This window comes from Paracoccus sulfuroxidans (genome assembly GCF_007830335.1).
Lineage (GTDB): Bacteria > Pseudomonadota > Alphaproteobacteria > Rhodobacterales > Rhodobacteraceae > Paracoccus > Paracoccus sulfuroxidans.
Window position 1 is genome coordinate 481,256 of sequence record NZ_VLKU01000001.1, and the last position, 26,223, is coordinate 507,478.

The 26,223-nt window shown below is 66.8% G+C and carries 24 protein-coding genes and 1 tRNA gene; 21 read left to right on the plus strand and 4 right to left on the minus strand.

What is annotated here, in order from left to right; all coding sequences use genetic code 11:
• Window positions 1–9: 9 nt before the first annotated feature.
• Together secD and yajC are read right to left on the minus strand one after the other, a co-directional pair.
• On the minus strand, window positions 10–1,674 hold the full coding sequence (gene secD / locus IQ24_RS02345; protein ID WP_145396091.1) for a protein translocase subunit SecD: 1,665 nt from the start codon (window positions 1,672–1,674) through the stop codon (window positions 10–12).
• A gap of 14 nt (window positions 1,675–1,688) precedes the next feature.
• Window positions 1,689–2,021: a preprotein translocase subunit YajC gene (yajC, locus tag IQ24_RS02350; protein ID WP_145396092.1), complete on the minus strand. Its 333-nt coding sequence runs from the start codon at window positions 2,019–2,021 to the stop codon at window positions 1,689–1,691.
• Between the two features lie 222 nt (window positions 2,022–2,243).
• On the opposite strand from yajC, the gene mazG reads away from it, so the two are divergent.
• Complete coding sequence (mazG, locus tag IQ24_RS02355; protein ID WP_145396093.1) at window positions 2,244–3,068, plus strand: nucleoside triphosphate pyrophosphohydrolase; 825 nt, start codon at window positions 2,244–2,246, stop codon at window positions 3,066–3,068.
• An 11-nt stretch (window positions 3,069–3,079) separates the two neighbouring features.
• Window positions 3,080–3,973 carry a phosphotransferase family protein gene (locus IQ24_RS02360; RefSeq protein ID WP_145396094.1) on the plus strand — a complete coding sequence of 298 codons (894 nt, stop codon included), beginning with the start codon at window positions 3,080–3,082 and terminating at the stop codon, window positions 3,971–3,973.
• On the opposite strand, the gene dusA is transcribed toward IQ24_RS02360, so the two are convergent.
• Entirely contained in the window at window positions 3,970–4,968 is a 999-nt protein-coding gene (dusA, locus tag IQ24_RS02365) for a tRNA dihydrouridine(20/20a) synthase DusA (protein WP_145396095.1), read from the minus strand. The genes IQ24_RS02360 and dusA overlap by 4 nt on opposite strands.
• A gap of 150 nt (window positions 4,969–5,118) precedes the next feature.
• Between dusA and IQ24_RS02370 the strand changes: the two genes are divergently transcribed.
• A complete protein-coding gene (locus IQ24_RS02370) occupies window positions 5,119–6,150 on the plus strand; it encodes an AbrB family transcriptional regulator (protein ID WP_145396144.1) in 1,032 nt (343 codons plus the stop codon).
• Here the strand turns inward: IQ24_RS02370 and IQ24_RS02375 are convergent.
• Window positions 6,147–7,442 carry an amidase gene (locus IQ24_RS02375; protein ID WP_145396096.1) on the minus strand — a complete coding sequence of 432 codons (1,296 nt, stop codon included), beginning with the start codon at window positions 7,440–7,442 and terminating at the stop codon, window positions 6,147–6,149. The two genes, IQ24_RS02370 and IQ24_RS02375, sit on opposite strands and share 4 nt — an antisense overlap.
• Before the next feature lie 258 nt (window positions 7,443–7,700).
• Here IQ24_RS02375 and IQ24_RS02380 point away from each other — a divergent pair, with 258 nt between their 5' ends.
• From IQ24_RS02380 to IQ24_RS02465, 18 genes are all read left to right on the plus strand, one after another.
• Window positions 7,701–9,107 (plus strand): efflux RND transporter periplasmic adaptor subunit, encoded by a 1,407-nt coding sequence (locus tag IQ24_RS02380; RefSeq protein WP_145396097.1) that lies wholly within the window; start codon window positions 7,701–7,703, stop codon window positions 9,105–9,107.
• A gap of 25 nt (window positions 9,108–9,132) precedes the next feature.
• Window positions 9,133–12,255 carry an efflux RND transporter permease subunit gene (locus IQ24_RS02385; protein ID WP_145396098.1) on the plus strand — a complete coding sequence of 1,041 codons (3,123 nt, stop codon included), beginning with the start codon at window positions 9,133–9,135 and terminating at the stop codon, window positions 12,253–12,255.
• 134 nt (window positions 12,256–12,389) lie between these two features.
• A complete protein-coding gene (locus tag IQ24_RS02390) occupies window positions 12,390–13,796 on the plus strand; it encodes a sensor histidine kinase (protein ID WP_242007869.1) in 1,407 nt (468 codons plus the stop codon).
• The gene (locus tag IQ24_RS02395; protein WP_145396099.1) at window positions 13,793–14,461 is read left to right on the plus strand and encodes a response regulator transcription factor; all 669 of its coding nucleotides are present in this window, start codon (window positions 13,793–13,795) and stop codon (window positions 14,459–14,461) included. Before IQ24_RS02390 ends, IQ24_RS02395 begins: the two co-directional genes overlap by 4 nt.
• A 5-nt stretch (window positions 14,462–14,466) precedes the next feature.
• Window positions 14,467–15,750 carry a helix-turn-helix transcriptional regulator gene (locus IQ24_RS02400; RefSeq protein WP_242007870.1) on the plus strand — a complete coding sequence of 428 codons (1,284 nt, stop codon included), beginning with the start codon at window positions 14,467–14,469 and terminating at the stop codon, window positions 15,748–15,750.
• A 63-nt stretch (window positions 15,751–15,813) separates the two neighbouring features.
• On the plus strand, window positions 15,814–16,188 hold the full coding sequence (locus IQ24_RS02405; RefSeq protein WP_145396100.1) for a response regulator transcription factor: 375 nt from the start codon (window positions 15,814–15,816) through the stop codon (window positions 16,186–16,188).
• Window positions 16,185–16,472: a hypothetical protein gene (locus IQ24_RS02410; protein WP_199756457.1), complete on the plus strand. Its 288-nt coding sequence runs from the start codon at window positions 16,185–16,187 to the stop codon at window positions 16,470–16,472. The genes IQ24_RS02405 and IQ24_RS02410 overlap by 4 nt, the downstream gene beginning before the upstream one ends.
• Entirely contained in the window at window positions 16,462–19,113 is a 2,652-nt protein-coding gene (locus tag IQ24_RS02415) for an ATP-binding protein (protein WP_145396101.1), read from the plus strand. The genes IQ24_RS02410 and IQ24_RS02415 overlap by 11 nt, the downstream gene beginning before the upstream one ends.
• A gap of 105 nt (window positions 19,114–19,218) precedes the next feature.
• Entirely contained in the window at window positions 19,219–20,364 is a 1,146-nt protein-coding gene (locus tag IQ24_RS02420; RefSeq protein ID WP_158637471.1) for a FliM/FliN family flagellar motor switch protein, read from the plus strand.
• A 147-nt stretch (window positions 20,365–20,511) separates the two neighbouring features.
• A complete protein-coding gene (gene infA, locus IQ24_RS02425; RefSeq protein ID WP_145396103.1) occupies window positions 20,512–20,730 on the plus strand; it encodes a translation initiation factor IF-1 in 219 nt (72 codons plus the stop codon).
• A 61-nt stretch (window positions 20,731–20,791) separates the two neighbouring features.
• The gene (locus IQ24_RS02430; protein WP_145396147.1) at window positions 20,792–21,376 is read left to right on the plus strand and encodes a Maf family protein; all 585 of its coding nucleotides are present in this window, start codon (window positions 20,792–20,794) and stop codon (window positions 21,374–21,376) included.
• The gene (locus IQ24_RS02435) at window positions 21,373–22,437 is read left to right on the plus strand and encodes a ribonuclease E/G (protein WP_145396104.1); all 1,065 of its coding nucleotides are present in this window, start codon (window positions 21,373–21,375) and stop codon (window positions 22,435–22,437) included. Before IQ24_RS02430 ends, IQ24_RS02435 begins: the two co-directional genes overlap by 4 nt.
• On the plus strand, window positions 22,434–22,586 hold the full coding sequence (locus IQ24_RS02440) for a DNA gyrase inhibitor YacG (protein ID WP_145396105.1): 153 nt from the start codon (window positions 22,434–22,436) through the stop codon (window positions 22,584–22,586). The genes IQ24_RS02435 and IQ24_RS02440 overlap by 4 nt, the downstream gene beginning before the upstream one ends.
• A 74-nt stretch (window positions 22,587–22,660) precedes the next feature.
• A tRNA-Phe gene (locus IQ24_RS02445) sits at window positions 22,661–22,736 on the plus strand.
• 141 nt (window positions 22,737–22,877) lie between these two features.
• Window positions 22,878–23,408 (plus strand): tRNA (N6-threonylcarbamoyladenosine(37)-N6)-methyltransferase TrmO, encoded by a 531-nt coding sequence (gene tsaA / locus IQ24_RS02450; protein ID WP_242007871.1) that lies wholly within the window; start codon window positions 22,878–22,880, stop codon window positions 23,406–23,408.
• Window positions 23,392–24,411, plus strand: a complete 1,020-nt coding sequence (locus IQ24_RS02455; protein ID WP_145396106.1) for an ABC transporter substrate-binding protein — start codon at window positions 23,392–23,394, stop codon at window positions 24,409–24,411. Before tsaA ends, IQ24_RS02455 begins: the two co-directional genes overlap by 17 nt.
• Window positions 24,404–25,387: a FecCD family ABC transporter permease gene (locus tag IQ24_RS02460; protein WP_277872846.1), complete on the plus strand. Its 984-nt coding sequence runs from the start codon at window positions 24,404–24,406 to the stop codon at window positions 25,385–25,387. Before IQ24_RS02455 ends, IQ24_RS02460 begins: the two co-directional genes overlap by 8 nt.
• Window positions 25,375–26,172 (plus strand): ABC transporter ATP-binding protein, encoded by a 798-nt coding sequence (locus IQ24_RS02465; protein WP_199756458.1) that lies wholly within the window; start codon window positions 25,375–25,377, stop codon window positions 26,170–26,172. Before IQ24_RS02460 ends, IQ24_RS02465 begins: the two co-directional genes overlap by 13 nt.
• Window positions 26,173–26,223: the final 51 nt, after the last annotated feature.

The window sequence follows — 26,223 nt, forward strand, 5'->3', positions numbered from 1 at the left end:
TGTTGCCCCTTACAGAATCAGTTCTTTCGGCCGACGCCACTGCACCCAGATCGCGATCATCAGGCGCGTCAGATAGATCGCGGTGAAGACCGAGGTCACGATGCCGATGGTCAGCGTGACGGCGAAGCCCTTGACCGGGCCCGAGCCCAGGAAGAACATCACGACCGCCGCGATGAAGGTGGTGACGTTGGCGTCGATGATCGCACTCATCGCCTCGTTGAAGCCATTGTCGATGGCGCGCACGACACGGCGGCCCCATCGCAATTCCTCGCGGATGCGCTCGAAGATGATGACGTTGGCGTCGACGGCCGTCCCCACGGTCAGCACGATCCCCGCGATGCCGGGCAGGGTCAGAGTCGCCCCCATCATCGACATGACCGCAAGGATCAGGATGACGTTCACGATCACCGCAATCGAGGCGAAGACGCCGAAGAGGCCATAGCTCGCGATCATGTAGATCACGACCGCGACAGTGCCCACGATCGAGGCGATGCGGCCAGCGTCAATCGAGTCCTGCCCCAGTTCCGGACCGATGGTCCGCTCCTCAAGGAAGTCCATCTTGGCGGGCAGCGCACCTGCACGCAGCAGCACCGCAAGCTGGGTCGAGCTGTCGATGTCCATCGAGCCCGAGATCTGCCCCGAACCCGCAGTGATCGCCTGCCGGATCACCGGCGCCGAGATCACCTGATTGTCCAGAACGATGGCGAAGGGCTGGCCGATATTGGCCGCCGTATAGGCCCCGAACCGCTTCGCACCCTGCGGGTTGAAGCGGAAATCGACGGCCGGCATGCCATTCTGGTCAAAGCTCGGACGCGCGTCGGTCAGGTCCTCACCGGTGACGACCGGCGATTCTTCCAGCGTGTAGAACACGCCCGGCTCATCCAGCGAGGGCACGACGATATTGCCGACGCCCGGACGGGCGTTCGGATCGGTCCCGCGCCCGACAACCGGGTTGAAGGTCAGCTTGGCGGTGGTGCCGATCAGCGATTTCAGCTCTTCAGCCGAGCCGATGCCCGGCACCTGGATCAGGATGCGATCCTTGCCTTCGCGCATGATGGTCGGTTCGCGCGTGCCGACCTCATCGACGCGGCGGCGCACGATCTCCAGCGTCTGCTGGATCGTGCGATCATCGGTCGCGGCTTTTTCGGCATCCGAAAGCTGGACCGTCAGGCGGTTGCCGTTGCCGGCCACGGTGATGTCGGTCTGGCCTGCACCGGTCAGCGAGGCCACCGGCGTCGCCAGTGCCCGCACCAGCTGGATGGCACGCGGCATTTGATCGGCATTGCCGATCTCGACGACCAACTGGCCCTCGGGCGCAGTGACGCGGCGAATCGAGCCGATGGTGGCGCGGTCTGCCGACAGCGCGTCGCGCACTTCCGGCCAGAGCCCGTCCATGCGGGCCTTGTAGACCTCCTGCACGCGGACTTCGCCCAGAAGATGCGCACCGCCCCGCAGGTCAAGGCCAAGATTGACCAGCCCCGAGGGCAGCCAGTTCGGCCAGCGCGCGATATCGGCGGTGTCTTCGGGCGTCTCGACGCCGTTGCGTTCTACCGCGGTGACGGCATCGTTATGCGCCTCGACCCGTTCATAGAAGAGGTTCGGCATGGCGTACAGCAGACCAAGGGCCACGACCCCCAGAATCAGCACACGCTTCCAGACGGGAATGTCCAGCATGTTTCAGGTCAGCCTCAGCTGTTGGCAGCGACGGGTGCGGTCCGGTTCACAAGGCCGGTCACGGTCGAGCGGATGACGCGCACGCGCACGCCCTGGGCGATCTCGACCTCAAGCTCGGCATCGCGCACGGCGGTGACCTTGCCGACCAACCCGCCCTGGGTGACGATTTCGTCGCCCTTCTTCAGCGCTTCCACCATGGCCCGGTGTTCCTTCATCCGCTTCTGCTGCGGCCGGATCATCAGGAAATACATGATCACGAAGATCAGAACCAGCGGAACGAACGAGGCAAGGCCAGCGGCCCCGGAGGACGCACCAGCGGCCTGCGCATAGGCGGGAGTGACGAGCATAAGGTTTTCCCTGTGCAGTTGGAGGTCCGGGCCAGCCGCCCGGCGAATTCGCGGCACCCTAAACGCGCGACGGGCCGAACGCAAGAAATCGGCGCGGTTGCGATTGCCGCAGCTTGTCGGGCTTCGTGGACAATCGCCCCATCCTGTGGCAAGCGCAAAGCCCGGCGCGGGACCCGAGGCGCCGACATGGCCCAGACGCCTTACCAGCCGGAGACATGACGCATGGCACAGGAAATTCCCCTCAAGCACGCCGAACGGGATGCGACCGGCATCGAGCGCCTGTTGAAGATCATGGCCGCGCTGCGCGACCCTGAGCAGGGCTGCCCCTGGGACATCGAACAGGATTTCGCCTCGATCGCGCCCTACACCATCGAAGAGGCGCATGAGGTGGCCGATGCCATCGCCCGCGAGGCCTGGGGTGAGCTGCCCGGAGAGCTGGGCGATCTGCTGCTGCAGGTGGTCTTTCACGCGCAGATGGCCGATGAGGCCGGGAAATTCGACTTCACCACCGTCGTCGATGCGGTCTCGGACAAGCTGATCTTCCGCCACCCGCATGTCTTCGGCGACGAATCCCGCGACAAAAGCGCCGAGCAGCAGATCAAGGACTGGGAGGCGATCAAGGCCGTCGAACGCGCCTCGAAGGCCGAAAAGGGCGTGCTGGATGGCGTGGCACTGGGCCTTCCCGCCCTGACCCGCGCAATCAAGTTGCAGAACCGCGCCGCGCGGGTGGGCTTCGACTGGCCCGGCGCGACCGAGGTTCTGGCCAAGATCCAAGAGGAAACGCAGGAGCTGGTCGAGGCCCGCGACAGCGGCGATCACGCGCATTTGACCGAGGAATTCGGCGATCTTCTGTTCGTCATGGCCAATCTGGCGCGCCATCTGGACATCGACCCCGAAGAGGCGCTGCGGCTGGCGAATGCCAAGTTTACCCGCCGCTTCCAGTCCATCGAGGCCGCGCTTGCTGCCGACGGCCGCCGCCCCGAAGACAGCGATCTGGCCGAGATGGACGCGCTTTGGGACCGCGCCAAAGCGGCTGAGCGCGCCTAGGCGCGGGCCGGATGCTGCCCGTCCATCCCGCGCTTTCGGATGTGGTGGTGACCGGCATCCTGCGCGATCTGCCGGATCGGGCGGTCTATGCCGTCGACCATCAGGGACGCCCGGCCTTCCTGAAACTGTTCCGCCAGCCGGACAGCGACCGCAAGGTCCAGCGTATGCAGGCCAATCTACAGGCCTCGGCCGAGCGGCTGGGGCAAAGCCGCAATGCCGTCGCCCTGCCCCTGCTGGCCCTGCCCGAGATTGGTGCCGTTCTGCTGGAACGCGCGACGGGTGAGGCGCTGTCGGTGCATCTGGCGGGCGCTGGCCCGGCGCGGCGCGCGACGCTGATTGCGCGGGCGGGCGAGTGGCTGTCCGCGCTGACGCCCGACCGCCAGCGCAGCGGCTTCAGCCCGCGCTTCTGGCTGCAATCCCTGATCCGGCGACGGCAGGAGGCCGTGCCGGGCGATTGGCTCGATGCCCCGCTGATCGACGGCCATCTGGCCCGGATGCGGCAGATGCTGCCGCAACTGCGCACCTGTCAGGTCGAGCGTGCGGCGATCCACGGCGATTTCACCCCCGACAACCTGTTTCTGGATGACAGCATCCCGCCCGATGGCCGCCTTTGCGCCATCGACATGCAGGGTGAAACCGTCCTGCCGGTGGCGCGGGACGTGGCGCGCATGCTCGTCTGGCTGGAAAGCCGACGCGAGCGCCCCGCGGGCCAAACCACCGATGGCATCGCGACGGCAGATTACCTCGCGCTGACCTCGGTGCCGGGGCTGCTCGCCACGGATCAGCAGCCGATCCTGCGCTTCATGATCGGCGAGTTGATGGCCGCCTACTATCTGGATGCCAGCCGCCAGCCCTCGCGCCGCGCGGCACTGGCCCGCGCGATGACTGATTGGGCGCGAGGCTAGGCCGCGACCGGCTGGTCGACGGCCTCCATGGCCAGATCATAGACCGCCAGCGCCTCGGCAACAGTCTCAGCCCGCGACGCCCCTTCAGAGAGGATGCGACGCCAGCCCCTTGCCCCCGGCTGGCCGTGAAACAGGCCCAGCATATGTCGCGTGAACTGGTGCAGCCTGCCGCCGCTTTGCAGATGCGCCTCGATCACCGGGCGCATCGCCCGCGCGGCCTCGATGGGCGTTTGGAACGGGGGCTCTTCGCCCCAAAGCCGGTCGGCCTCGCCCAGAATGCCCCAGGGCTGGTGATAGGCCGCGCGCCCGACCATCACCCCATCCATCAGGGGCAGATGCGCGCGCACCTCCTCCATGCTGGCGATGCCGCCGTTGATCGACAGGTGCAGGTCGGGGAAATCCTGCTTCATGCGGTGCACAAGCGGATAGTCCAGAGGCGGGATTTCCCGGTTTTCCTTGGGCGACAGCCCCTGCAGCCAGGCCTTGCGGGCGTGAATGGTCAGGCGACGAACGCCCGCGTCCCGCATGCGCGCGATGAAGGCGGGCAGCACCTCTTCGGGGGTCTGGTCATCGACGCCGATGCGGCATTTCACCGTCACCTCGACCGGGCTGGCGACGATCATCGCCGTCACGCATTCGGCCACCAGTTCGGGGCGAGTCATCAGCACCGCACCGAAACAGCCCGATTGCACGCGGTCGCTGGGGCAGCCGATGTTGAGGTTGATCTCATCATAGGCCCAGTCTGCGGCGACGCGCGTGGCCTCGGCCAGCAGCGCGGGCTCGGACCCGCCCAGTTGCAGCGCCACCGGGTGATCGCCCGCGTCATAATCCAGAAGCTTCGCCCGGTCGCCATGCACGACGGCAGGCGCAGTCACCATCTCGGTGTAAAGCAGGGCCCGGCGTGACAGCATGCGGTGAAAGACGCGGCAGTTGCGGTCGGTCCAGTCCATCATTGGCGCGACAGACAAAAGGGCAGGATCAAGGGGCTGGGACATGGGATCGGCTGGCCCCGTCGGGCCGCATCAGGGAAGGGAAGCCGCAGCCATACAGCAGTTCGGGCAAAAGCGCGAGACCTCGCTTTCGCGGTCGCCTCTGCCGCGTGACTTGCGTAAGAACGGCCTCGGATCTGGATGAAAAGCCCCAACATGTCGCCGACCGCCCGTCGCCTTCTGACCTTTGCCCTCGCCGCTGCGGGGGGTGCGCTGTTTCTGGCGCTGCACCTGCCTTTGCCGATGCTGCTGGGGCCGATGCTGGCCTGCCTGCTGGCCTCGCTTGCGGGCGCGCCGCTGATGGGCGCGGGGAAGCTCGGCATCTTCATGCGCACCTTTCTTGGTGTCGCGGTCGGGTCCTCGATCACGCCCGAGGTCGTCTCGCAACTGCCCGACATCGCGGTCTCGCTGGTCTTCGTGCCGCTGTTCATCCTGCTGATCGCACTGGTCGGCTATCCGCTGTTTCGCCGGGTCTTCGGCTTTGACCACGCCACCGCCTGGTATGCGGCCATGCCGGGCGGGCTGCAGGACATGCTGGTCTTTGGCGAGGAAGCGGGTGGCGACATCCGGGCGCTGTCGCTGATCCATGCGACGCGCGTGCTGGTGATCGTCACCGTCGCGCCGGTGGTGATGGGCTGGTACTGGCAGGTCGATCTGTCACAGCCGCCCGGCGCGCCGATCTCGGCCGCGGACTGGCGCGACATGGTGCTGATGGTCGCCTGCGGCTTCTTCGGCTGGCGCATCGCCGAGAGGTTGGGCCTGTTCGGAGCCTCGATCCTGGGGCCGATGGTGCTGACGGCGATCCTGTCGCTGGCGGGCGTCGTCGACCACCGCCCCCCGGCCGAGGTCATCCAGGCCGCGCAATTCTTCATTGGCATCGCCGTGGGCGTCAAATATGCGGGCATCACCTGGCAGGAGCTGCGCATCGACGTGACGGCGGGGCTGGCCTATTCGCTGCTTTTGGCGCTGATCAGCCTGATCTTCATTGAGGGCATCGTCCTGCTGGGCCTGGCGCCCGCGCTCGACGCCTTTCTGGCCTTCCTTCCCGGCGGTCAGGCAGAGATGGTCGTCATCGCCATCATCGCTGGGGCCGATCTGGCCTATGTGGTCAGCCACCACCTGCTGCGGATCAGTCTGGTCATCACGCTGTCGCCTCTCGCCTCACGGGTTCTGGACCGCAGGCGCTAGGCGGCCAGCAGGCTCTCGACCCCTTGCGCGACCGCCAGCAGATGCCGGTCCGTCCCGCCCCGCGCCATCAGCATCAGCCCGACCGGCAGGCCCGCGACCGGCAAGGGCAGAGAGACCGCCGTCAGGTCGAACTGGTTCGCGATCTGGCAGTTGCGCAGCAGCAGCCATTCGACGGCGGCGGCAAAATCCTCGTCACGTTCAAGGTCGCGGATCAGCGGGGCGGTGATCGGCACCGTCGGCATCAGCACCGCGTCGACATTCCGCAGCCGCGCGTCCATCTGCGCGATCAGTTGGGCGCATTGATCCAGCATCCAGTCATAATGCGCGGCGGGATAGTCCAGCCGCCGCGCCAGCCATTTCGCGATCCGCGATTGCGCGACCGCGCCCTCGTCACGGAGCCAATGCGCGTGGATGCGCGCGGCCTCGATGGCTGCGAATGAGGCATCGGCGGTCACCTCCAGCATCCGGGCCAGCAGATCGTCGATGGGGCAGTCGATGAAGGTCGCGCCCGCTTCGCGCAGGCGCGCGCAGGCCGCGTGAAAGGCGCGGGCCACGGCGGGCTCCATGCCCTCGGTCAGACGGGCGGGCGGCAGGGCCAGACGCATCGCGCCGGCTGGGACAGACAGCAGCGGCGCGGGATCATCGGCCGCCAGCACGGCATCGGTCGCGGCCAGCTCGGCCACGCTGCGTGCCAGTGGGCCCAGCGAGTCAAGCTGCGGGGCCAGCGGGAAACACCCCTCCAGCGGGACGCGCCGCGCGGTCGGCTTAAACCCCGCCACCCCGTTCAGCGCCGCCGGAATCCGGATCGAGCCGCCGGTGTCCGAGCCGATGGCGATGTCACAAACGCCCAGACCCACTGCGACGCCTGCGCCCGAGGATGACCCGCCGGGGATGCGCAGCGGATCGCGGGCGTTGCCGGGCGTGCCGAAATGCGAATTGATGCCGTCGCAGGTAAAGCAATACTCATCGAGCACGGTCTTGCCGATCACCACGGCCCCGGCGGCACGCAGCCGCGCGACCACCGGCGCATCCGCAGCCACGCGGGGCGTTTCGCCGCGCTGGCCCGATCCGGCGAGGCTCTGCTCTCCCCTGACGTCCAGAATATCCTTGACCGAGACCAGCTTGCCATCCAGCGGCCCCAGCGTTTCCCCGGCAGCGTGACGGCGGTCCGATGCCTCGGCCTCGGCCAGCGCCGAGGCGGTCATGACCACCCGGAACGCGCGCGCAGGCCCGTCGGGGTCCTGCAAATCCTGCAGCTTCTCTTGCAGTCGGGCTGTCACCGCTTTGGTCATCCTGAGGCCTTCCCTTCCAACTCCGGCCCGAGTGATCCGCACAAGCCTGTGAAGGGTCAAGCCGCCGTCATGCAATTCGCCGCCTGCCACGCGAAGTCGAAGCTTGATAGCGCCGGACTTTCGTGGAAGCATTCCGGGGGAATTCTTGTCGCATCGCGGACTGGTGGCGCTGTGCTTCTCTGGACCAGATTCGGGGTTGTACATCGCTGATCAAGCTGATGTTAACGCCCAAAGGCCGCAGCTATCCGGAGTACGTCCATGTCCGCGCTTTCGCGCCACATCGCTCTTACCTTGTGCCTGCCGATCTCGGCGCTCTTGCTTGGCACCACCGCAGCACTTGCCCAGCAGCAGGACGCGCCGCCGCCGGTGGTCACGGTCGTGACCCTGCATGCCGAAGAGGTGCCGATCACCACCACCCTGCCCGGCCGCGTTCTGGCCTCAGCCGAGGCCGAGGTGCGCCCGCAGGTCAATGGCATCGTGAATGAGCGGCTGTTCGATGAAGGCAGCCGGGTCAGGGTCGGCGATCCGCTGTTCCGCATTGATCCCACGACCTATCAGGCGGCGGTCGCGCAGGCCGAGGCCGGGCTGGCGCGCGCCAAGGCCGAAGCCGCTGCCGCCGAGCGTGAGGCCCAGCGGGTCGGCGCGCTTCTGGACCGCCGCGTCAGCAGCGAGCAGGCCTCGGACAATGCCATCGCCGCGCGCGACTCGGCGGTTGCAGCGGTCAAGGTGGCCGAAGCGCAGCTGCAGACCGCGCAGATTGAACTCGACCGCACCACCATCCGCGCCGAGCTGGAAGGCGAGATCGGCCTCTCGCAGGTCAGCCAGGGCGCGCTGGTCACCGCCGGTCAGGCCACTCCGCTGGCCGTGATCCGCAGTCTGGACCCGATCCATGTCGACGTGACGCAATCGGCAGCCGAGATCATCCGCTTCCGCCGCGATATGGCCGCAGGCGGCGACAAGACGCGCGCGAATGGCAAGGTCACGCTGCGGCTGGCCGATGGCAGCGATTACAGCCATGAAGGCAAGCTGACCGCAGCCGAACCTTATGTGAATGAGACGACCGGCGTGGTCACGCTGCGGCTGGAGTTCGACAACCCCGACGCCATCCTGCTGCCGGGCATGTATGTGCAGGCCGTGGTCGAGCAGACCATCGCCAAGGACGTGATCCTGGCCCCGCAAGAGGGCGTCAGCCGCGACCGTCGCGGCCAGCCCATCGCGCTGGTCGTGAACGCCCAGAACCAGGTCGAGGAACGGCAACTGACCGTCCTGCAAGACCATGGCAACACCTGGGTTGTTTCGGAAGGTCTCAATGACGGCGACCGCATCGTGGTCGAAGGCGTCCAGCGCATCGGCGCGGGCATGCCCGTCACACCCGAGGAACGCGGCGCGGCCCCGGCAGCGGGCGCTGAAGGCGCGGCTCCGGCTGATGCGACCGCTCCTGCGGAAGGTGAAGCCCCTGCGGAGGGTGCAGCCCCTGCAGAAGGCGCGGCTCCGACCGAAGGTGCCGCTCCAGCAGAAGGTGGGGCCGCAGAGGCGGCCCCCGCGGGCGAAGCTCCGGCAGATGCGGCCGCATCGCCTGGTGCTCCGGCAGCTGAAGCCCCCGCACCCGATACCCCGACCGAGGCCGCCCCTGCGGATGGCCAACCCGACAACGCCACCAACTGAACCGACCGATTGAAAAGAGTAGCTCATGGCACGCTTCTTCATTGACCGTCCGGTCTTCGCCTGGGTGATCTCGATCCTGATCATGGGTCTTGGTCTTCTGGCGATCCGAACCCTTCCGGTCGCGCAGTACCCGCAGATCGCCCCGCCCTCGGTGTCGATCCGGGCCGTCTATCCCGGCGCCTCGGCCGAAACCGTCGCCAATACCGTCACGCAGGTCATCGAACAGCAGATGACCGGCCTCGACGGGCTGCGATATTTCAGCTCAAGCTCCAGCTCGGCGGGGATGTCGACAACCACCCTGACCTTTGAGACCGGCACGGATGCCGATATCGCGCAGGTGCAGGTGCAGAACAAACTGGCGCAAGCCACGGCGCTTCTGCCCGAACCCGTACAGCGGCAGGGCGTGACGGTTGAGAAATCGGCCTCGGGCTTTCTCATGGTCATCGCGCTCATCTCGGAAGATGGCCGCTATGAAGAGGTCGACCTGGCCGACTACATGATCTCGAATATGCTGAATGACCTCAGCCGGATCGAGGGCGTGGGCAGCGTGCAGGTCTTCGGCGGCCAATATGCCATGCGCATCTGGCTGGACCCGTCGAAACTGGCCGCCTATGAGCTGACGCCCGGCGATGTCGTCGCGGCGGTGTCGTCCGAGAACGCGCAGATTTCGGCCGGGGCCTTCGGCAGCGAGCCTGCCGTCGATGGCCAGATGCTGAACGCCACGATCACCGCGCAATCGCTGCTGTCGACGACGCAGGATTTCGAACAGATCGTGCTGCGCGCCGAACCCGATGGCGGCTTGATCCTGCTGAAGGACGTCGCCCGGGTCGAGATCGGGGCCGAGGATTATTCGATCGAGGCGCGCTATAACGGCAAGCCCTCCTCGGGCATGGCGATCAGCCTGGCCTCGGGCGCGAACTCGCTGGATACGGCAGAGCGGGTAAAAGAGCGGATGCAGGAATTCGCCCGCTTCTTCCCCGAAGGCATGACCTATGTCATCCCCTTCGACACCACGCCTTTCGTGCTGATCTCGATTGAATCGGTGGTCAAGACGCTGATCGAGGCCATCGTGCTGGTCTTCTTCGTGATGCTGCTGTTCCTGCAGAACTGGCGCGCGACGCTGATCCCGACGCTGGCGGTGCCGGTCGTCATCCTGGGCACCTTCGGCATTCTGGCGGCCTTCGGCTTCACCATCAACACGCTGACCATGCTGGCCATGGTGCTGGCCATCGGCCTGCTTGTCGATGACGCCATCGTCGTCGTGGAAAACGTCGAGCGGATCATGGAGGAAGAGGGGCTTTCGCCCCTTGAGGCCACGCGCAAATCCATGGACCAGATCACCGGCGCGCTGATCGGGATTGCGCTGGTTCTTTCGGCGGTTTTCGTGCCGATGGCCTTCTTCGGCGGCTCGACCGGGGTGATCTATAAACAGTTCGCCATCACCATTGCGTCCGCCATGGGCCTGTCGGTGGTGGTCGCGCTGTCGCTGACGCCCGCGCTTTGCGCCACGCTGCTGAAAAACACCCATACCGACAAGAAGCGCGGCTTCTTCGGCCCGTTTAACCGCTTCTTCGACTGGCTGATCCATGGCTATGGCAACACGGTCAAATGGATCGTGCACCGGCCCTTGCGGATGCTGCTGATCTATCTGGGCCTTGGGGCGGTCATGGTGCTGCTCTTCGTGCGCACGCCCACGGGCTTTCTGCCCGATGAGGATCAGGGCATCATGTTCGTGCTGATCCAGGGGCCGACCGGTGCCACGACCGAGCGCACCAGCGCCGTCGTCTCGCAGGTGCAGAAGTATTTCGCCGAGGCCGAGCAAGAGAATGTCGACTCCTTCTTCGGCGTGACCGGCTTCAGCTTCGCCGGTCAGGGCCAGAACATGGGCATCGCCTTCGTGCGTCTGAAGGACTGGAAAGAGCGAACGCGGCCGGACCAGTCCGTGCAGGCCATCGCCGGGCGGGCCTTCGGCGCGCTCAGCCAGATCCGCGATGCGATGGTGTTCCCGATCGTGCCACCCTCGGTCATCGAGCTGGGCAACGTCTCGGGCTTTGACTTCTATGTGCAGGCCCGCGGCGGCCAGTCGCATGAGCAGTTGCTCGACGCGCGCAACCAGATGCTGGGCATGGCCGCGCAGGATGACCGGATCGCCTCGGCCCGTCCGAACGGGCTTGAGGATGCGTCGCAGTACCGGCTGGACATCGACTGGCGCAAGGCCGGGGCGATGGGCGTGTCGGCGACCGATGTGGGCTCGCTGCTGTCGGTGGCCTGGGCCGGGCGCTATGTGAACGACTTCATCGACCGGGGCCGCATCAAGCGGGTCTATGTGCAGGGTGAGCCCTCGTCACGCGCCGTGCCGACCGATATCGACCGCTGGCGCGTGCGCAACAGCTCTGGCGGGCTGGTGCCCTTCTCGAACTTCGCGGACGGGGTCTGGAGCTTCGGCCCGCAGGGTCTGGACCGCTACAACGGCGTGCCCTCGATGCAGATCCAGGGCAGCCCCGCGCCCGGCGTCTCATCCGGTGAAGGGATGGCCGCGATCAACGAGCTTGCCGCCAATCTGCCCCCCGGCTTCAACGTCGCCTGGACCGGCCTCTCGCTGGAGGAACAGCAGGCGGGGAACCAGACCACGCTGCTTTACACGCTGTCGCTGGCGGTCGTCTTCCTGTGTCTGGCCGCGCTTTACGAAAGCTGGTCGATCCCCTTCGCGGTGATGCTGGCCATGCCGATCGGCGTGGTGGGCGCACTGACAGGGGCCTGGCTAGGCGGCTTCGACAACGGGGTCTTCTTCCAGGTGGGCCTGCTGACCGTCATCGGCCTGACCGGCAAGAACGCGATCATGATCGTGGAGTTTGCCCGCGAACAGGTCGAGGCGGGGGCCGATCTTTACGACGGCGTCGTCGAGGCGGCACGTCAGCGTTTCCGCCCGATCCTGATGACCTCGATGGCCTTCTCTCTGGGCGTGCTGCCGCTGGTGCTGTCGACCGGAGCGGGGGCCAACGGGCGCAACACCATCGGCTCGACCGTGCTGGGCGGGACGATCTCGGCCACGGTGCTGGGGGTGCTGTTCGTGCCACTGTTCTTTGTGATCGTGCGCCGCGTGCTGGGGCGCACGCCCCTTCAGCGCACGCCCAGCGTCGCCAGCTGAGGCCAAGAAGTCCTTGATCCCAAACCGGCGCGCGTCCCTGACCGCGCCGGTTTTTTCTGTCCCAAGGGCCCCCGCGCTTGAAGGGTCGCGGCCCCGCGCCTAACCTGACGCCAGCAACAAGGGACCTTTGCACAATGTCTGCGACCAGCAGCCCCGATCTGACGGCCCTGCCCCGGCTTGCCGCTGCGCCCCAGGGCGACGCGGCAAGATCGCGTGTAGGGCTGCGCACGGTCGCCTTCTGCGGCTCGTTTCTGGCCTGGCTTGCGATGTTTCTGGTCGTCATTCTGGCGCTTTTCCACAACGCCCGCCAGTCGGCCGAGGCCGAAACCGACGCCGCCTTCCGGTTGGCCAGCGCCTCGACCCTGATGCGGCTGCCTGTGGTCTTCGAGCGGCGCGACGTCATGGCCGAGGCCGCCGTGATCGCGACCGAGACCGACGGGCTGCGCCATGTCTCGGCCGTGCTGACGGATGTGGCGGGCAAAGAGGTGACGCTTCCGCATACGGCGCTGGACCAGACCTCCGCGCCGCCGCCCGCATGGTTTGCGCGCCTGCTGACCCCGCCCATTCAGGAAGAATTCGTCCCAATCCGGCAATATCCCAATGTGCTGGGGATGATCACCATCCGGACCGACCCCAGCGACGTGATTGCCCAGTCCTGGCAGAACTTCTGGCTGGTCTTGCCGCTGCTGGCGGTGACCGCGCTGGTTTCTCTGGCGATGACCATGACGGTGACGGCGGTGGTACTGCGGCAGTTGCGGCTGATCGGTCACGCCATGCAGCGCATGGGCGAAGGCGATCTGGCCCCGCACGCACCGGATTCGCGGCTGACCGAGCTTGCAGAGCTTTCACGCGGCATCAACGCGCTGGCAAATTCGCTGGCCGCGCAGCGGGCCGAGAACCGGCAGCTGCAGGGCCGCATGATGTCTCTGGCCGAGGATGAGCGCGCGCGCATCGCCTCGGACCTGCATGATGAGATCGGACCGCAGCTTTTCGCGCTGCGGGCGGCGACGGCGCAGGCCAGCGGCGCGGCGGTGCATGTCAGCGGCACGGGCGCGGTCGAACTGGCCGAGGCGCTGGCCGCCGTCGAGCGTCATTCCTGCGCCATCCGCGAAAGCGCCCGCGCCGCTATCGACAACCTGCGCCTCGCCCCTGTCGAGGGGGCAGATCTGCACGAAACGCTGGCCGAGCTGGTCCTTGATTTCACCGATGTCGCGCCTGAGGTCGACATCCGCCTGAGCGTCGGGGAGGTGCCGCTTGCAGATGAGGCCGTGCAGATCGCCATCCACCGTTTCGTGCGCGAAAGCGTGTTGAACGCGCTGCGCCACGCCCAGCCCACGCGCATCGACGTCGCGCTGTCGCAGGACGCGACGGGTACTGCCGTGATCCGGGTCACCGATGACGGCACCGGCCCCTCGGGCAAGGGACCGGGCATGGGGCTGACCGGCATGCGCGACCGGGCGACGGCCTTGGGTGCCATCTATCTTCCGCCCCGCCGCGAGGGCATAACGACCGTGACCGAACTCAGGATACCAGCACCATGACCGAAGCCATCACGCCCGAGATCTCTGCCCGACCACTGCGGGTTCTGATCGTCGACGACCATCCGGTGGTGGCCGAGGGATGGGACCGCATCACCCGCGGCCGCCTTGATTGCGAGGTGATCGCCGCCGCCCGCCCCTCGCAGGGCTGGCGGGCATGGCGGCGCGACGCGCCCGATGTGATCGTGGCCGATCTGACCATGGGCGACAGCAAGCTGGCCGGTCTGCGGCTGGTCGAACGCCTGCGCCGCGCGGGGGCCAAACAGCCGGTGCTGGTCTTTACCATGCACCGCAGCCCGATCATCGCGCGCCGCGCGCTGCAGGCCGGGTGCAACGGCATCATCCACAAGGATTCCCCCTCGGCCGAGATTGGCGAAGCTTTGGCCGAGGTCGCGCGCGGCGGCAGCTATGTCCCCGCCGACATTGCCCGCAAGATCGCGCTGATGCACCAGCCGGGTGCCGAGGGCTCGGGCCCGCGCCTGACCCCGCGCGAGACCGATATCCTGCGCAGCATCGCCGAGGGCCTTTCCTATCGCGAGATCGCCGAGCGGGCGAACATCAGCTACAAGACCGTGTCGAACGTCAGCCAGACGCTGAAGGACAAGCTGGGCGCGGGCAGCTTTGCCGACCTCGTGGTCAAGGCGATCCGTCACTTCGAGGAGGGCTGAGTCCCTTGGCCCGCCGCCCCGGCAGCGCGCCCCCCCAGATCGGAACGCGGATCCGGGAACGACGGCTGTCGCTGGGGCGCAGGCAGTCCGATATTGCGCGCGGCGCGCAGATCTCGGCCGCCTATCTGAACCTGATCGAGCACAACCGCCGCCCCGTCAGCGATGCGCTGCTGACGCGGCTGGCCGAGGCGCTGGCGACCGATGTCAAGGAGCTCGCCTCGGACCGAGAGGAGCTGGTCATCGCAGCCCTGCGTGAAGCCGCAGCCCGCATTGACCTGCGCGGCCCTCTGCCTGCCGAGATCGAGCGGATCACCGAATTCGCCGCCCGCTTTCCGGGCTGGGCTTCGGTGCTGGCCGCCACGCTGCGGCTGGCCGAGGGGCTTGAGCGCAAGCTGGTCTCATACTCCGACCGCATGTCGCGCGACCCCTATCTGCTGACCACGCTGCATGAGGTGCAATCGGCGGTTACGGCGCTGCGCTCGACCGCCTCGATTCTGGCCGAAACGCCGGATATCGACGATCAATGGCGCAACCGCTTCCACACCATCCTTGATCAGGACAGCCTGCGCCTGTCGCGCACCGCGCAGGCGCTGGTCGCCTATCTGGACAGTTTCGAGGATGAGATCGTCCCCATGTCGCCCCGCGAAGAGGTAGAGGCATGGATCGCCGCCGGTGAGCCGAACCCGGCGGAGGCCCCGGAGCTCGCCTCGGACGTGGCTCGCGCCATCGCGCAGGAGCTTCAGGCCGAACAGACCCGGGACAGGGCGGCGCTATCGGATGCCGAGCTGGGCGGGATCGTCGACCGCGTGGCGCGTGACGGACGCCCCGTCGATCCGGCCGATATTGCGCGGCTCTTGAACAAGCCGCTGGACCTCGTGCTGCGCCGTCTGGGCATCTTGCGGCCCGGCCCTTGGCATGACGCGGGGCTGATTGTCTGCGACGGCTCGGGCGCGCCGACGTTTCGCCATTCTGCGCCGGGTTTCGTGCTGCCGCGCCCCGGCGAAGGCTGCCCGCTTCTGCCGATCTTCGAGGCGCTGGCGCAGCCGCAACTGCCCGTCTCGCGCCTTCTGGAGACCCCCGAGGGTGAGCGGTTCGCGGCCTGGGCCATCGCCGACCGGCACATGCCCATGGGTTTCGACGGCCCCAGCCTCAGCCGCGCGCAGATGCTGTTCGCGCCCGCGCCCCCCGATGACGCCCGCCGCGCCCTGCCGATCGGCCCCGCCTGCCGGATCTGCCCGCGCGCGGGCTGCCCGGCCCGCAACGAGCCTTCGATCCTTGGTCCGGTCTAGACCTTTGGGCCTTTGACAATCGCCCCGTCGCACGCTCATCTGGGCATTCAGAGGGAGGCCGCTGTGAAGCCCGGCATCGACGTATTGCTGATTGAGGATGAACCCAGCATCGCCGAGGCGATCCGCTTCATCCTGTCCCGCGAGGGCTGGCGCTGCGCGCAATGGTCGGAAGGCTCCGAGGCGATCCAGCAGATCCTCGGCCTGCGGCCACGGCTGGTCATTCTGGACGTCATGCTGCCCGGCCGCGACGGGTTGCAGGTGTTGGCCCAGCTTCGCGCCACGCCCGAAATCGCATCGACGCCCGTGCTGGTCCTGACCGCGCAGGGTGGCCCGCTGGCAGCCGAGGGCGCGTCCATGGTGCTGGCCAAGCCCTTCGCCAATGAAGACCTGCGTCAGGCCGTGCGCAGCCTGATGCCAGCCGGGCAGCCCCGCGCATGAGAGGGCGCGTCCCCGAGCATTTTCTGGAGCGCGGCGCCTATCGCCGTCGCCGCATCGAAGAGGCCGCGCGGATGGTGCCGGTGGTCTTCGCCCTGTTGACGCTGCTGCCGATGCTGTGGCGGCCCGCGCAGATGAGCTTCAGCTTCGGCGCGGTCTGGCTGGTCAGCGTCTGGGCCATCACCATCCTGATCAGCGCGATCCTGTTTCGCATGCTGGGCCGAAGCCAGCCGGATCCGCCTTCCGCCGATACATCCCTTGCGACGGAGCCTGCGGATGACGCCTGAGATTCTGGGCGCCATTGCCATCGCCTATGTCGCCTTCATGTTCGTCCTTGCCCATGCGGCGGACCGCGCCAGCATCGCCGGGCGCTGGCGCTGGATGGACAGTCCGGTGGTCTATACGCTGTCTCTGTCGGTCTATTGCTCGGCCTGGACCTTCTATGGCGCGGTCGGCTACGCCAGCCGCTCGGGGCTGGAGTTCATCACAATCTATCTGGGCCCCAGCATCGTCTTCGCCGGCGCGTGGTGGGGCCTGCGCCGGCTGGTGCGGGTGGCGCGCATGCACCGCATCACCTCGGTCGCCGACCTCATCTCCAGCCGCTATGGCAAATCGCCCTGGATCGCCGTGCTGGTCACGCTGATCGCGGTCACCGCCGCCACGCCCTATCTGGCGCTGCAGATGCAATCGGTCACCATGGCGCTTGGTGCCTTTGCCGAGCCGGGGCAGAAACTGCCCGGTGCCATCCCGCTTTGGGTTGCCATCGGACTTGCGGCCTTCGCGATCCTGTTCGGCACCCGCAATCTGGCCGCGGATGAGCGTCACCACGGCGTCGTCATAGCCATCGCGCTGGAGGCCGTGGTCAAGCTCGCCGCCTTCATCGCCGTGGGCTGCTATGTGGTCTGGGGGCTGGCCGACGGGCCTGCGGATGTGCTGGCGCGCATCGACCGCTTCTCGACCACAGAGGCCGCCAAGGGCTGGATCATCCAGCCAGAACGCTGGGCGGTGCTGATCGTGCTGGCGGGCTCGGCCGTGGTCGTCCTGCCGCGCATGTTTCAGGTGCTGATCGTCGAGGCAGGCGACGACGACCGCCTGCGCCATGCCGGATGGGCCTTCCCGGTCTATCTGCTGGCGCTCTCGATCTTCGTGCTGCCCATCACGGTCATCGGGCGCGACCTGCTGCCCGCCCAGTCGGACCCCGACCTGCATGTGCTGAACCTGCCGCTGTCGCAGGGCAAGGACGGGCTGGCGACGCTGGTCTTTCTGGGCGGCTTTTCCTCGGCCATGTCCATGGTCGTGGTCAGCGCCATCGCCGTCTCGACCATGGTGGCGAACCACTGGTTCGTGCCCTTCTGGCTGTGGCTGCGCGAAATCCCGATCACCCGGCGACCGCATGACGCGCCGCGCCGCGACGACCTGCGCAGCCTCATGCTGAACGCCCGCCGGCTGGGGATCATCGGCGTTGTGGGCTCGGGCTGGCTTTATCACCAGATGTCGGGCGGAGCCTCGGCGCTGGCCGCCATGGGGATCGTGGCCTTCTCGGGCATGGCGCAGGTCGTGCCCTCGCTGCTGGCGGGAATGCTCTGGCGCGGGGCGACCCGACGTGGCGCGCTGGCGGGGATCAGCGCGGGCGCGATGATCTGGTTCGTCATGGTCTTCCTGCCCTCGCTGGGGCTTCTGGGCCAGCCGCAGCTTTGGGCCGGGATCGACCCGTTCGCAGGCTCGGTCGCCATCGCGCTGTTCGTCAATGTCTCGCTGCTGATCGTCATTTCGCTGTTCGATTTCCCCCCGCCTGCCGAGCGGCTGCAGTCATTCTCCTTCGTGAACGGTGTCGCGCCGGACGCCGCGCCCGCCGACCCCGCCCAAAGCGCCACGGCCGAGGCGCTGCTGGCGCTCGCCAGCCGCATCTGGGGCACGGAAACGGCGCTTCGCCAGTTTCGCGACGCCGCCGAAGAGCAGGGGAAATCGGGCTTCCTGCCCGACCTGACCTCTCGCTTTGTCAGCCAGTTCGAGCGGGCGCTGGCAGGCACCGTGGGGGCAGCCACGGCCTCTGCCCTGACCTCACGCGTCCTAGGCCGAGGTGCTGTCACGGTCGCCGATCTGATGGATGTGGCGGGCGAGACGCAGCGGACCAAGGAAACCAACGAGCGGCTGGAGCTGGCCTCGCACGAGCTGGCAAGAACTGCCCGCAAGCTTCAGGAAAGCAACGATAAACTGACCGCGATATCATCGCAAAAGGATGCCTTCCTCGGCCAGATCAGCCATGAGCTGCGCACCCCGATGACTTCGATCCACGCCTTCTCCGAGATCCTGAAAGAGCCCGACCTGCCCGGCTCCGAGCGTGAGCGTTTCGCGGGCATCATCCATGATGAGGCCGGGCGGCTGACGCGGCTTCTGGACAATCTGCTGGACCTCAGCGTGCTGGAGGGCGGGCAGGCGCGCCGTCATGCCGAGGTCGTCAACCTGCATGACCTGATCGAGCGCGCGGTGACGCTGGCCGAAATCTCGGCCCCCGGTCGCCCCGCCCAGATCGAGCGTGACCCGCTGGCCGAACATCTGCCGGTGATCACCGACCCGGACCGCCTGCTGCAGGTGCTGATCAATGTGCTGGCGAATGCGCGCAAATACTGCGACGCCCCCCAGCCGATCATCGAGATCAGCACCCGTCGCCATCCCGACGGCCGGACCGAGATCGACGTGACCGACAACGGCAGCGGCATCGCCGCCGATCGCCAGACCCTGATCTTCGAGAAATTCGCCCGGCTGAATGAGGCCTCGCGCATCCCCGGCGCGGGCCTCGGCCTTGCGATCTGTCAGGAGATGATGGGTTTTCTGGGCGGCACCATCGCCTATATCCCCGGTCAGGGCGGCGCTTGCTTCCGCCTGATCCTGCCGCATTTGCCGCCCACCGCGCATCATCCGCAGTAAAATCGCAGCCATAAACCTTTTGGCAATCTTCCTGCACCAATCTGAGCCAAGGCGACAGGTGAGCGATTCGAGTTCAGGATGGAAAGCGGCGACAGGACAGAGGAGATGCGGCCGGACAGCGCATCACCGCCTCGGGTCGATGCCCCGCCGGGCAGCGTCCTGCGCAGGCTGTTGATCAAACCTCGGCCAGACCCGGTGATGGAGCATCTGCCCGTGATCGCTCCGGTCTCGGGCAGCCCGGAAATCGCCATTCAAAAGCTGGCTGCGGTCACCCTTGGCCGGGTGGCCGAGAAACTGCTGCATTTGCCGGTCTTTGCCCAGCAGGTCCAGATCCGTGAGGTCTCGCCCGCCGAACTGCCCGAATTGTTTCCCGAATGGTCATTGTTCGCCATCGTCGAGGGGCGCAGCGACTCGCTGGGGGTCATGGCGCTTTGCCCGCAGTTCCTGACCTCGATCATCGAGATGCAGGCAACCGGGCGCGTGTCATCGCGCGCGGTTCCGGCGCGACGGCCGACGCGAACCGATGCCACGATTGCCGCGGAATTCGTGAACAGCTTTCTGGGCGAGTTGGGGCGATACCTGCCTGACCCGCAAGAATTGCCGGATTTCGCCTCCTATCGCTATGCCACCTATCTTGATGATCCGCGTCCGCTGGGGCTGATGCTGGATGACATCCCCTTCTCGCTGCTGTCCATGGAATTTCGCGCAGGTGCCGGGGGCCAGCGTGACTGCACGCTGCATCTGGCCTTGCCCGCCCGAGCGCAGGCCCATGCCGGGTTTGCGCTGCAACTGCCGCAGATGGAGGAGGAGGAGCTGGCTCCGGTCCCAGCCCCGCCCTCGCCCGAGCTATCGGAAGCTCTTGCCTCTGCCGTTCAGCACGCCCCTGTTGATCTGGTGGGCATTCTCGCGCGCCGCAAGCTCAGTCTGCAGGTGCTGCGTGGCCTGACCGCCGGGTCGCTGATTCCCCTGCCCGGCAAGTCGATTGACCAGATCCGGCTTGAAACACCGGGGGGACAACTGATCGCGCAGGGACGCCTGGGCGAAGCCGAAGGACAATATGCCCTGCGTCTGCGTACGGAGACGGGCGGCGAGGATGGAGTCGATGCACAGGATACCAGCCCGCCTGCGCCCCCCTTTGCCTTCGCGCCAGAACCTCCAATGGCCGATCTGGCCATGCCCGACGCCTTCCGCGACGCCCCCGACCCCACCGAGCCTTTGGCGGAACTCATCAATCTTGCACCCATCGACTAAGCCTCGAAGCGTCACCCCAGACCCGATGGAACGCACCCGAGAAGCGGGCAAAATGCCGCTGATGTCAGTTAGCACTTGAAAATCTGGCCGTCCCGCCGCATGTAGCTTGCGCCTGCAACAATGCGGGTTTCCCAAACAGGAGAAAACATGGCCAAGGAAGAATTGCTCGAATTCCCCGGCGTCGTGAAGGAACTCCTGCCGAATGCGACATTCCGGGTCGAGCTTGAAAACGGCCATGAGATTATCGCACATATGGCAGGCAAGATGCGCAAGAACCGCATCCGGGTTCTGGCAGGCGACAAGGTGCAGGTCGAAATGAACACCTATGACCTGACCAAGGGGCGGATCAATTATCGCTTCAAGTAATGGTGTGGGAGCCGTTCTCACACCCGCGCCCGATGACCGTAAGCCTCGGGTCATGGGCGACATGACGGATGCGCCGCAGCTTGTGCTTGGCTCGGCCAGTCCGCGCCGGTTGGAGCTTCTGGCCCAGATCGGCATCACGCCGCAGAAGATCATCCCCGCCGATATTGACGAAACGCCGCGGCCCAATGAGGCCGCGCGGGATTACGTTCGCCGCATGGCACGCGAGAAGGCGCAGAAACTGCGCCCCGCGACCGATGGAGTGATCCTCTCGGCCGATACGGTGGTGGTCGCGGGCCGCCGGATTCTGGGCAAGCCCGCCGATCCGGCCGAGGCCGCGCGCTTTCTGCACCTACTCTCGGGGCGACGGCACAAGGTGATGACGGCGGTTGCTGTTGCTGCCGGTGACCGCCTGCATGAGCGTCTGGTCGAGACGACCATCCGCTTTGCGCCCCTCTCGGATCAGCAGATCAAGGATTACGTCGCCAGTGGCGAATGGCAGGGCAAGGCCGGAGGATATGCGATCCAGGGCCGCGCCGGAGCCTTCGCGATCTGGATGCAAGGCTCGTTCAGCGCGGTCGTCGGCCTGCCGCTGGCGGAAACGGCAGTGCTGCTCAAGCATGCCGGAATCAAGGGACAGACAGAATGAACGGACGCCAGATCGTCTTGGGCCAGGTATTTGGCCGTGACGCGGCTGCTTTGATGCAGGATGGCCAGCTGGCCGATCTGATCATCGACCCGGCCGGGCTGACGCCACTGACGCCCGGCGCGATCTGCCGCGCCCGCGTCGACCGGCTGGTGAAAGGCCAGGGTGGTGTTTTCCTGCGCCTGCCCGAGGGCGCGAAAGGCTTTCTGCGCGACCGAAACGGCCTGCGCGAAGGGCAATCGATCCTCGTCCAGATCACCGGCGTGCCTGAGGATGGAAAGGCCATTCCCGTCACCTCGCGCCTGCTGCTGCGCGGCCGGCATCTGATCGTGTCGCTGGGCGCGCCGGGCGTGAACGTGTCGCGCAAGCTGCGCGATCCCGAACAGCGCGAGATGCTGATCTCGATGGGAGAAGAGGCGATCTCCGGGCTGGAATTCCCGCCCGGGATCATCTTCCGCAGCGCCGCCATCGCTGCCGATCCGGAGGACATTGCCCAGCAACTCGCCGAGCTGGTCGAGCTGGCAGAGGCGCTTCGCTCCGACGTCGAGGGCCAGCCCGAACTGCTGCTGGATGCGCAGGAGCCTGCCGAAACCGCCTGGCAGGAATGGGGTGAGCAGGAAGGCGACGCCGTCGATGACGGGGCCGATGCCTTCCACCTTTCCGGCGCCGAGGATGCGGTCAGGGCACTGCTGGGCGCTCGCACCGATCTGGGCGGCGGCGCCTGGGCCGAGATCGAGGCCCTGCGCGCCCTTGTCGCCATTGACGTCAACACCGGCAGCGACCATTCCCCCGCCGCTGGCCTGCGGGCCAATATCGCGCTCGCGCGCGATCTGGCGCGGCAATTGCGGCTGCGGGGCCTTGGCGGGCAGATCGTCATCGACTTCGCCCCCATGCCCAAACGCGACCGCGGCACGGTCGAACAGATTCTGCGCGCCGCCTTCAAGGCCGAATCGTCCGAAACGGTGCTGATCGGCTGGACGGCGATGGGGCTTTATGAGCTCAGCCGCAAACGCGACCGGATCCCCCTGGCCCGGCTGGCCGCGAATGAGGCAGATCCGGCATGAGAAAATGTCCCATCTGCGGCAAAGAACCGGTGAAGGAATACCGCCCATTCTGTTCGCGCCGTTGTGCGGACGTCGACCTTGCCCACTGGCTGCGGGGCGATTACCGCATTCCGGTCGAGGATGAGACGCCAAGAGACGACGAGGCGTAGTTTTTCTGTTTTTCGGGCTGGACACCGTCAATCGTTCACCGTAATAACCCGCCTACCCCGACCGATGGTCGAAGGCCCGGATAGCTCAGTTGGTAGAGCAGCGGATTGAAAATCCGCGTGTCGGCGGTTCAAATCCGTCTCCGGGCACCATTCCTTCCCCTTGAAATCGCTGAATATCCCGACCCGCCCCACGCCGGGTTTGACCGTTGTTTTCCGGCCCCTCATTCGGATTGCGCTGGTTGACAAGGTTCTGCACCTCGATATGTTTCGCAAGCCATATCGGAGGGGATCTTGGAACATTCAGCACAGCCCGCGCATGCGGCGGGCGCATCGGCGAAGCCGGGCTCGGACCTGCGCCCGCATGAGGTGACGACCACCCTGCCTCCAGAGCATGATGCCGGGGTCTGGTTCATCGGCAGGGTCCACACGCCCTGGAGCGACCGAAGCGAATGTCCCCGCAAGGGCGAGGCCGCCGATGGCGCGCTCTGCGAAATCCGGCTGGACCCGCGCTGGCAAGAGGCGCTGGCGGGCGTCGCGGGCAAGGCACAGCTTCAGATCCTCTACTGGATGCATCTCGCGCGCCGCGATGTGCTGCGCCAGAACCCCGATTTCGGCGACCGCTCGATCGGGACATTCGCGCTGCGCTCTCCCCTGCGTCCCAATCCCATCGCCTCCTCGGTCGTGACGCTGGAGCGGATCGAGGGCACGAGCCTGTTCGTGCGCGGCCTCGACTGCGTCGACGGCACGCCGCTGATCGATATCAAACCCGTCTTCTGCTTTGACGAAGAACCCAAAGGCCCATCCGATGCGCATCATTCGTGACCTTCTTGCCGCCTCGCTGATTGCGATTGCGCCCATTGCCCCGGCCTTTGCCGAAAGCATTCAGGACGCCTCGGGCCGGGTGGTCGAACTGGCCTCCGATCCGGCCCGCATCTTTGCCGCAGGGCCGCCCGCCGATGTGCTGCTTTATGTGCTGAAGCCGCAGGCGATGCTGGGCTGGGTGCGCGCCGTGCCGGAAAACGGCCTGCAATATGTGCTGCCCGAGGTGCGCGACCTGCCCTCGCTGGGGCGGCTGACCGGCAAGGGCGATACGCTGAACCTTGAAGGGTTGCTGGCGGCCGGGCCGCAGATGGTGCTGGATTACGGCAATATCAACCCGACCTATCTGGACCTTGCCAAACGCGTCGAGGACCAGACGGGCGTAACCTATGTGCTGCTGGACGGCGCCTTCCAGAAGACGCCGGACACCCTGCGCGATCTGGGCGCGGCGATTGGCGTGGCCGCGCGGGGCGAGGAACTGGCCGCGAAGGCCGAGGCGATCATGGCCGAGACTGACCGGCTGGTCGCCTCGATCCCCGCCAAGAAGCGCCCCAAGGTCTATCTGGCGCGCGGTCCTGAAGGGCTGGAGAGCGCGGCGAAAGGCTCGATCCATTCCGAGATCATCGAGCGCGCGGGCGGGATCAATGTGGCCGAGGGGGACAGCAAGGGGCTGATCACCGTCTCGCCCGAACAGCTGCACGCCTGGGCGCCCGAGATCATCATCACCGTCGACCGCGATTTTGCCGCCAATGCGACCAGCATGCCGGAACTTGCGGGCATTCCCGCCATCGACAACAAGCGCGTCTATCTGGCCCCGCAAGCGCCCTTCGGCTTCATCGACGCCCCGCCCTCGGTCAACCGGCTGCTGGGCCTGCGCTGGCTTACTGCGAAGTTTCACCCAGAACTCGCCGGAGAGGCCCTGCCTCAGGCCGTGCGCGACTTCTATCACGACTTTTATCAGGTCGATCTGAGCGATGAGCAGTTGAAGGCTCTGCTGGGTGCGTGAGCGAAACTGGACCCTGCCGCTGGCCGGGGTCCTGATCGTTGCGCTGGTGCTGGGGATCATGATCGGTCCCTATCCGCTGTCTGCGCGCCAGATCCTGCAGGAGCTGCTGGGTCAGGGCGGCGGGACCGGGGCGACCGTCTTCTGGAACATCCGCCTGCCCCGCGTCCTTGCGGCGGCGCTGGTCGGGGCCGCGCTGGCCGCCGCCGGGGCCACCTATCAATCGGCCTTTCGCAACCCTCTGGTCTCGCCCGATATTCTGGGCGTCTCAGCCGGGGCGGGTCTGGGCGCGGTGCTGGGCATCTATCTGGGCCTGCCCGTTCTGGCGATCCAGCTTCTGGGCTTCGGCACGGGGCTGGTCACGGTTGCGCTGGTCGTCACGCTGTCGCTGATGATCGGCGGCTCGGTTCTGGTCATGGTGCTGTGCGGCATTGCGCTTGGTGCGCTGGCCGGTGCAGGGATTTCGCTGATCAAGCTGATGGCCGACCCCGACAACCAACTGCCCGCGATCACCTTCTGGCTGATGGGCAGCCTTGCGGGGGTCAAGCGCGGCGATCTAATGGCGGCCGCGCCCGCGATCCTTCTGGGGCTGCTGCCGCTGGCGCTGCTGCGCTGGCGGATCGGACTTTTGTCGCTGGGCGATGACGAGGCCCGCAGCCTTGGGGTCGAGGTAGGGCGGCTGCGCATGCTGGCGGTCGCGGGCGCGACACTGGTGACGGCGGCGGCGGTCTCCATGGCAGGGGTCATCGGCTGGGTCGGGCTGATGGTGCCGCATATGATCCGCCTGCTGACCGGCCCCCGCTTTGACCGGCTGCTTCCGGCGGCAGCGCTGGCGGGCGCGGCCTTCATGGTGCTGGTCGACGCCTGCGCGCGGACCATGGCGCGGCAAGAGATCCCGCTGGGCATCCTGACCGCGACGCTGGGCGCGCCAGTCTTCATCGCGCTGCTGGCGCGGGGGGCACGGCAATGGCGGCAATGACGCTGATCGAGGCGCGCGGGCTGGCCATCGGCCATGGCGGGCAGCCGATCCTGAAAGGCGTCGACCTGAGCCTGCGGGCCGGCAAGGTCCTGTGCCTGCTGGGGCCGAACGGGGTCGGCAAAACGACCCTGTTCCGGACGCTGCTGGGGCTGATCCCGGCACTATCGGGCACGCTGGCCCTTGGCGAAGAGCCGATCACCCGCCTGCCTCGCCACCGCATCGCCGCGCATCTGGCCTATGTGCCGCAGGCGCAGGACCTTCCCTTCGCTTATGTCGCGCAAGACATCGTGCTGATGGGCCGCAGCGCGGCGCTTGGTCCTTACTCCTCACCCTCCGCGCAGGACGTGCAACTGGCGCAGGCGGCGATGCAGCGGCTGGGCATCGCTCATCTGGGCGCGCGCGATATGACGCGGCTTTCGGGCGGGCAGCGGCAGATGGTGCTGATCGCGCGCGCACTGGCGCAGGGCGCCCCCGCCATCGTCATGGATGAGCCGACGGCTAGCCTTGATCTGGCGAACCGCCGCCGGATTGGCGATCTGATCCGCGTTCTGGCGGGTGAGGGAAAGGGCATCATCCTCTCGACGCATGACCCCGATCAGGCGGCGGAATTGGCCGATGAGGTGCTGCTGCTGGGCCCCGGCGGCGTGCTGGCCTCTGGCCCCGTTCAGCAGACCATGACCGCCAGCGCGCTCTCGACGCTATACGGCACGCCCATCCGGCGCGAGACGCTCAGCGAGGGCGCGATCCATTTCCGCGCCCTGCCCGGCCTGCCTTCGGACGATTGAGGCTTGCACTCGGCGGAAGGTCGCTGTTGTTTCGCAAATCGTTGTGTTTGA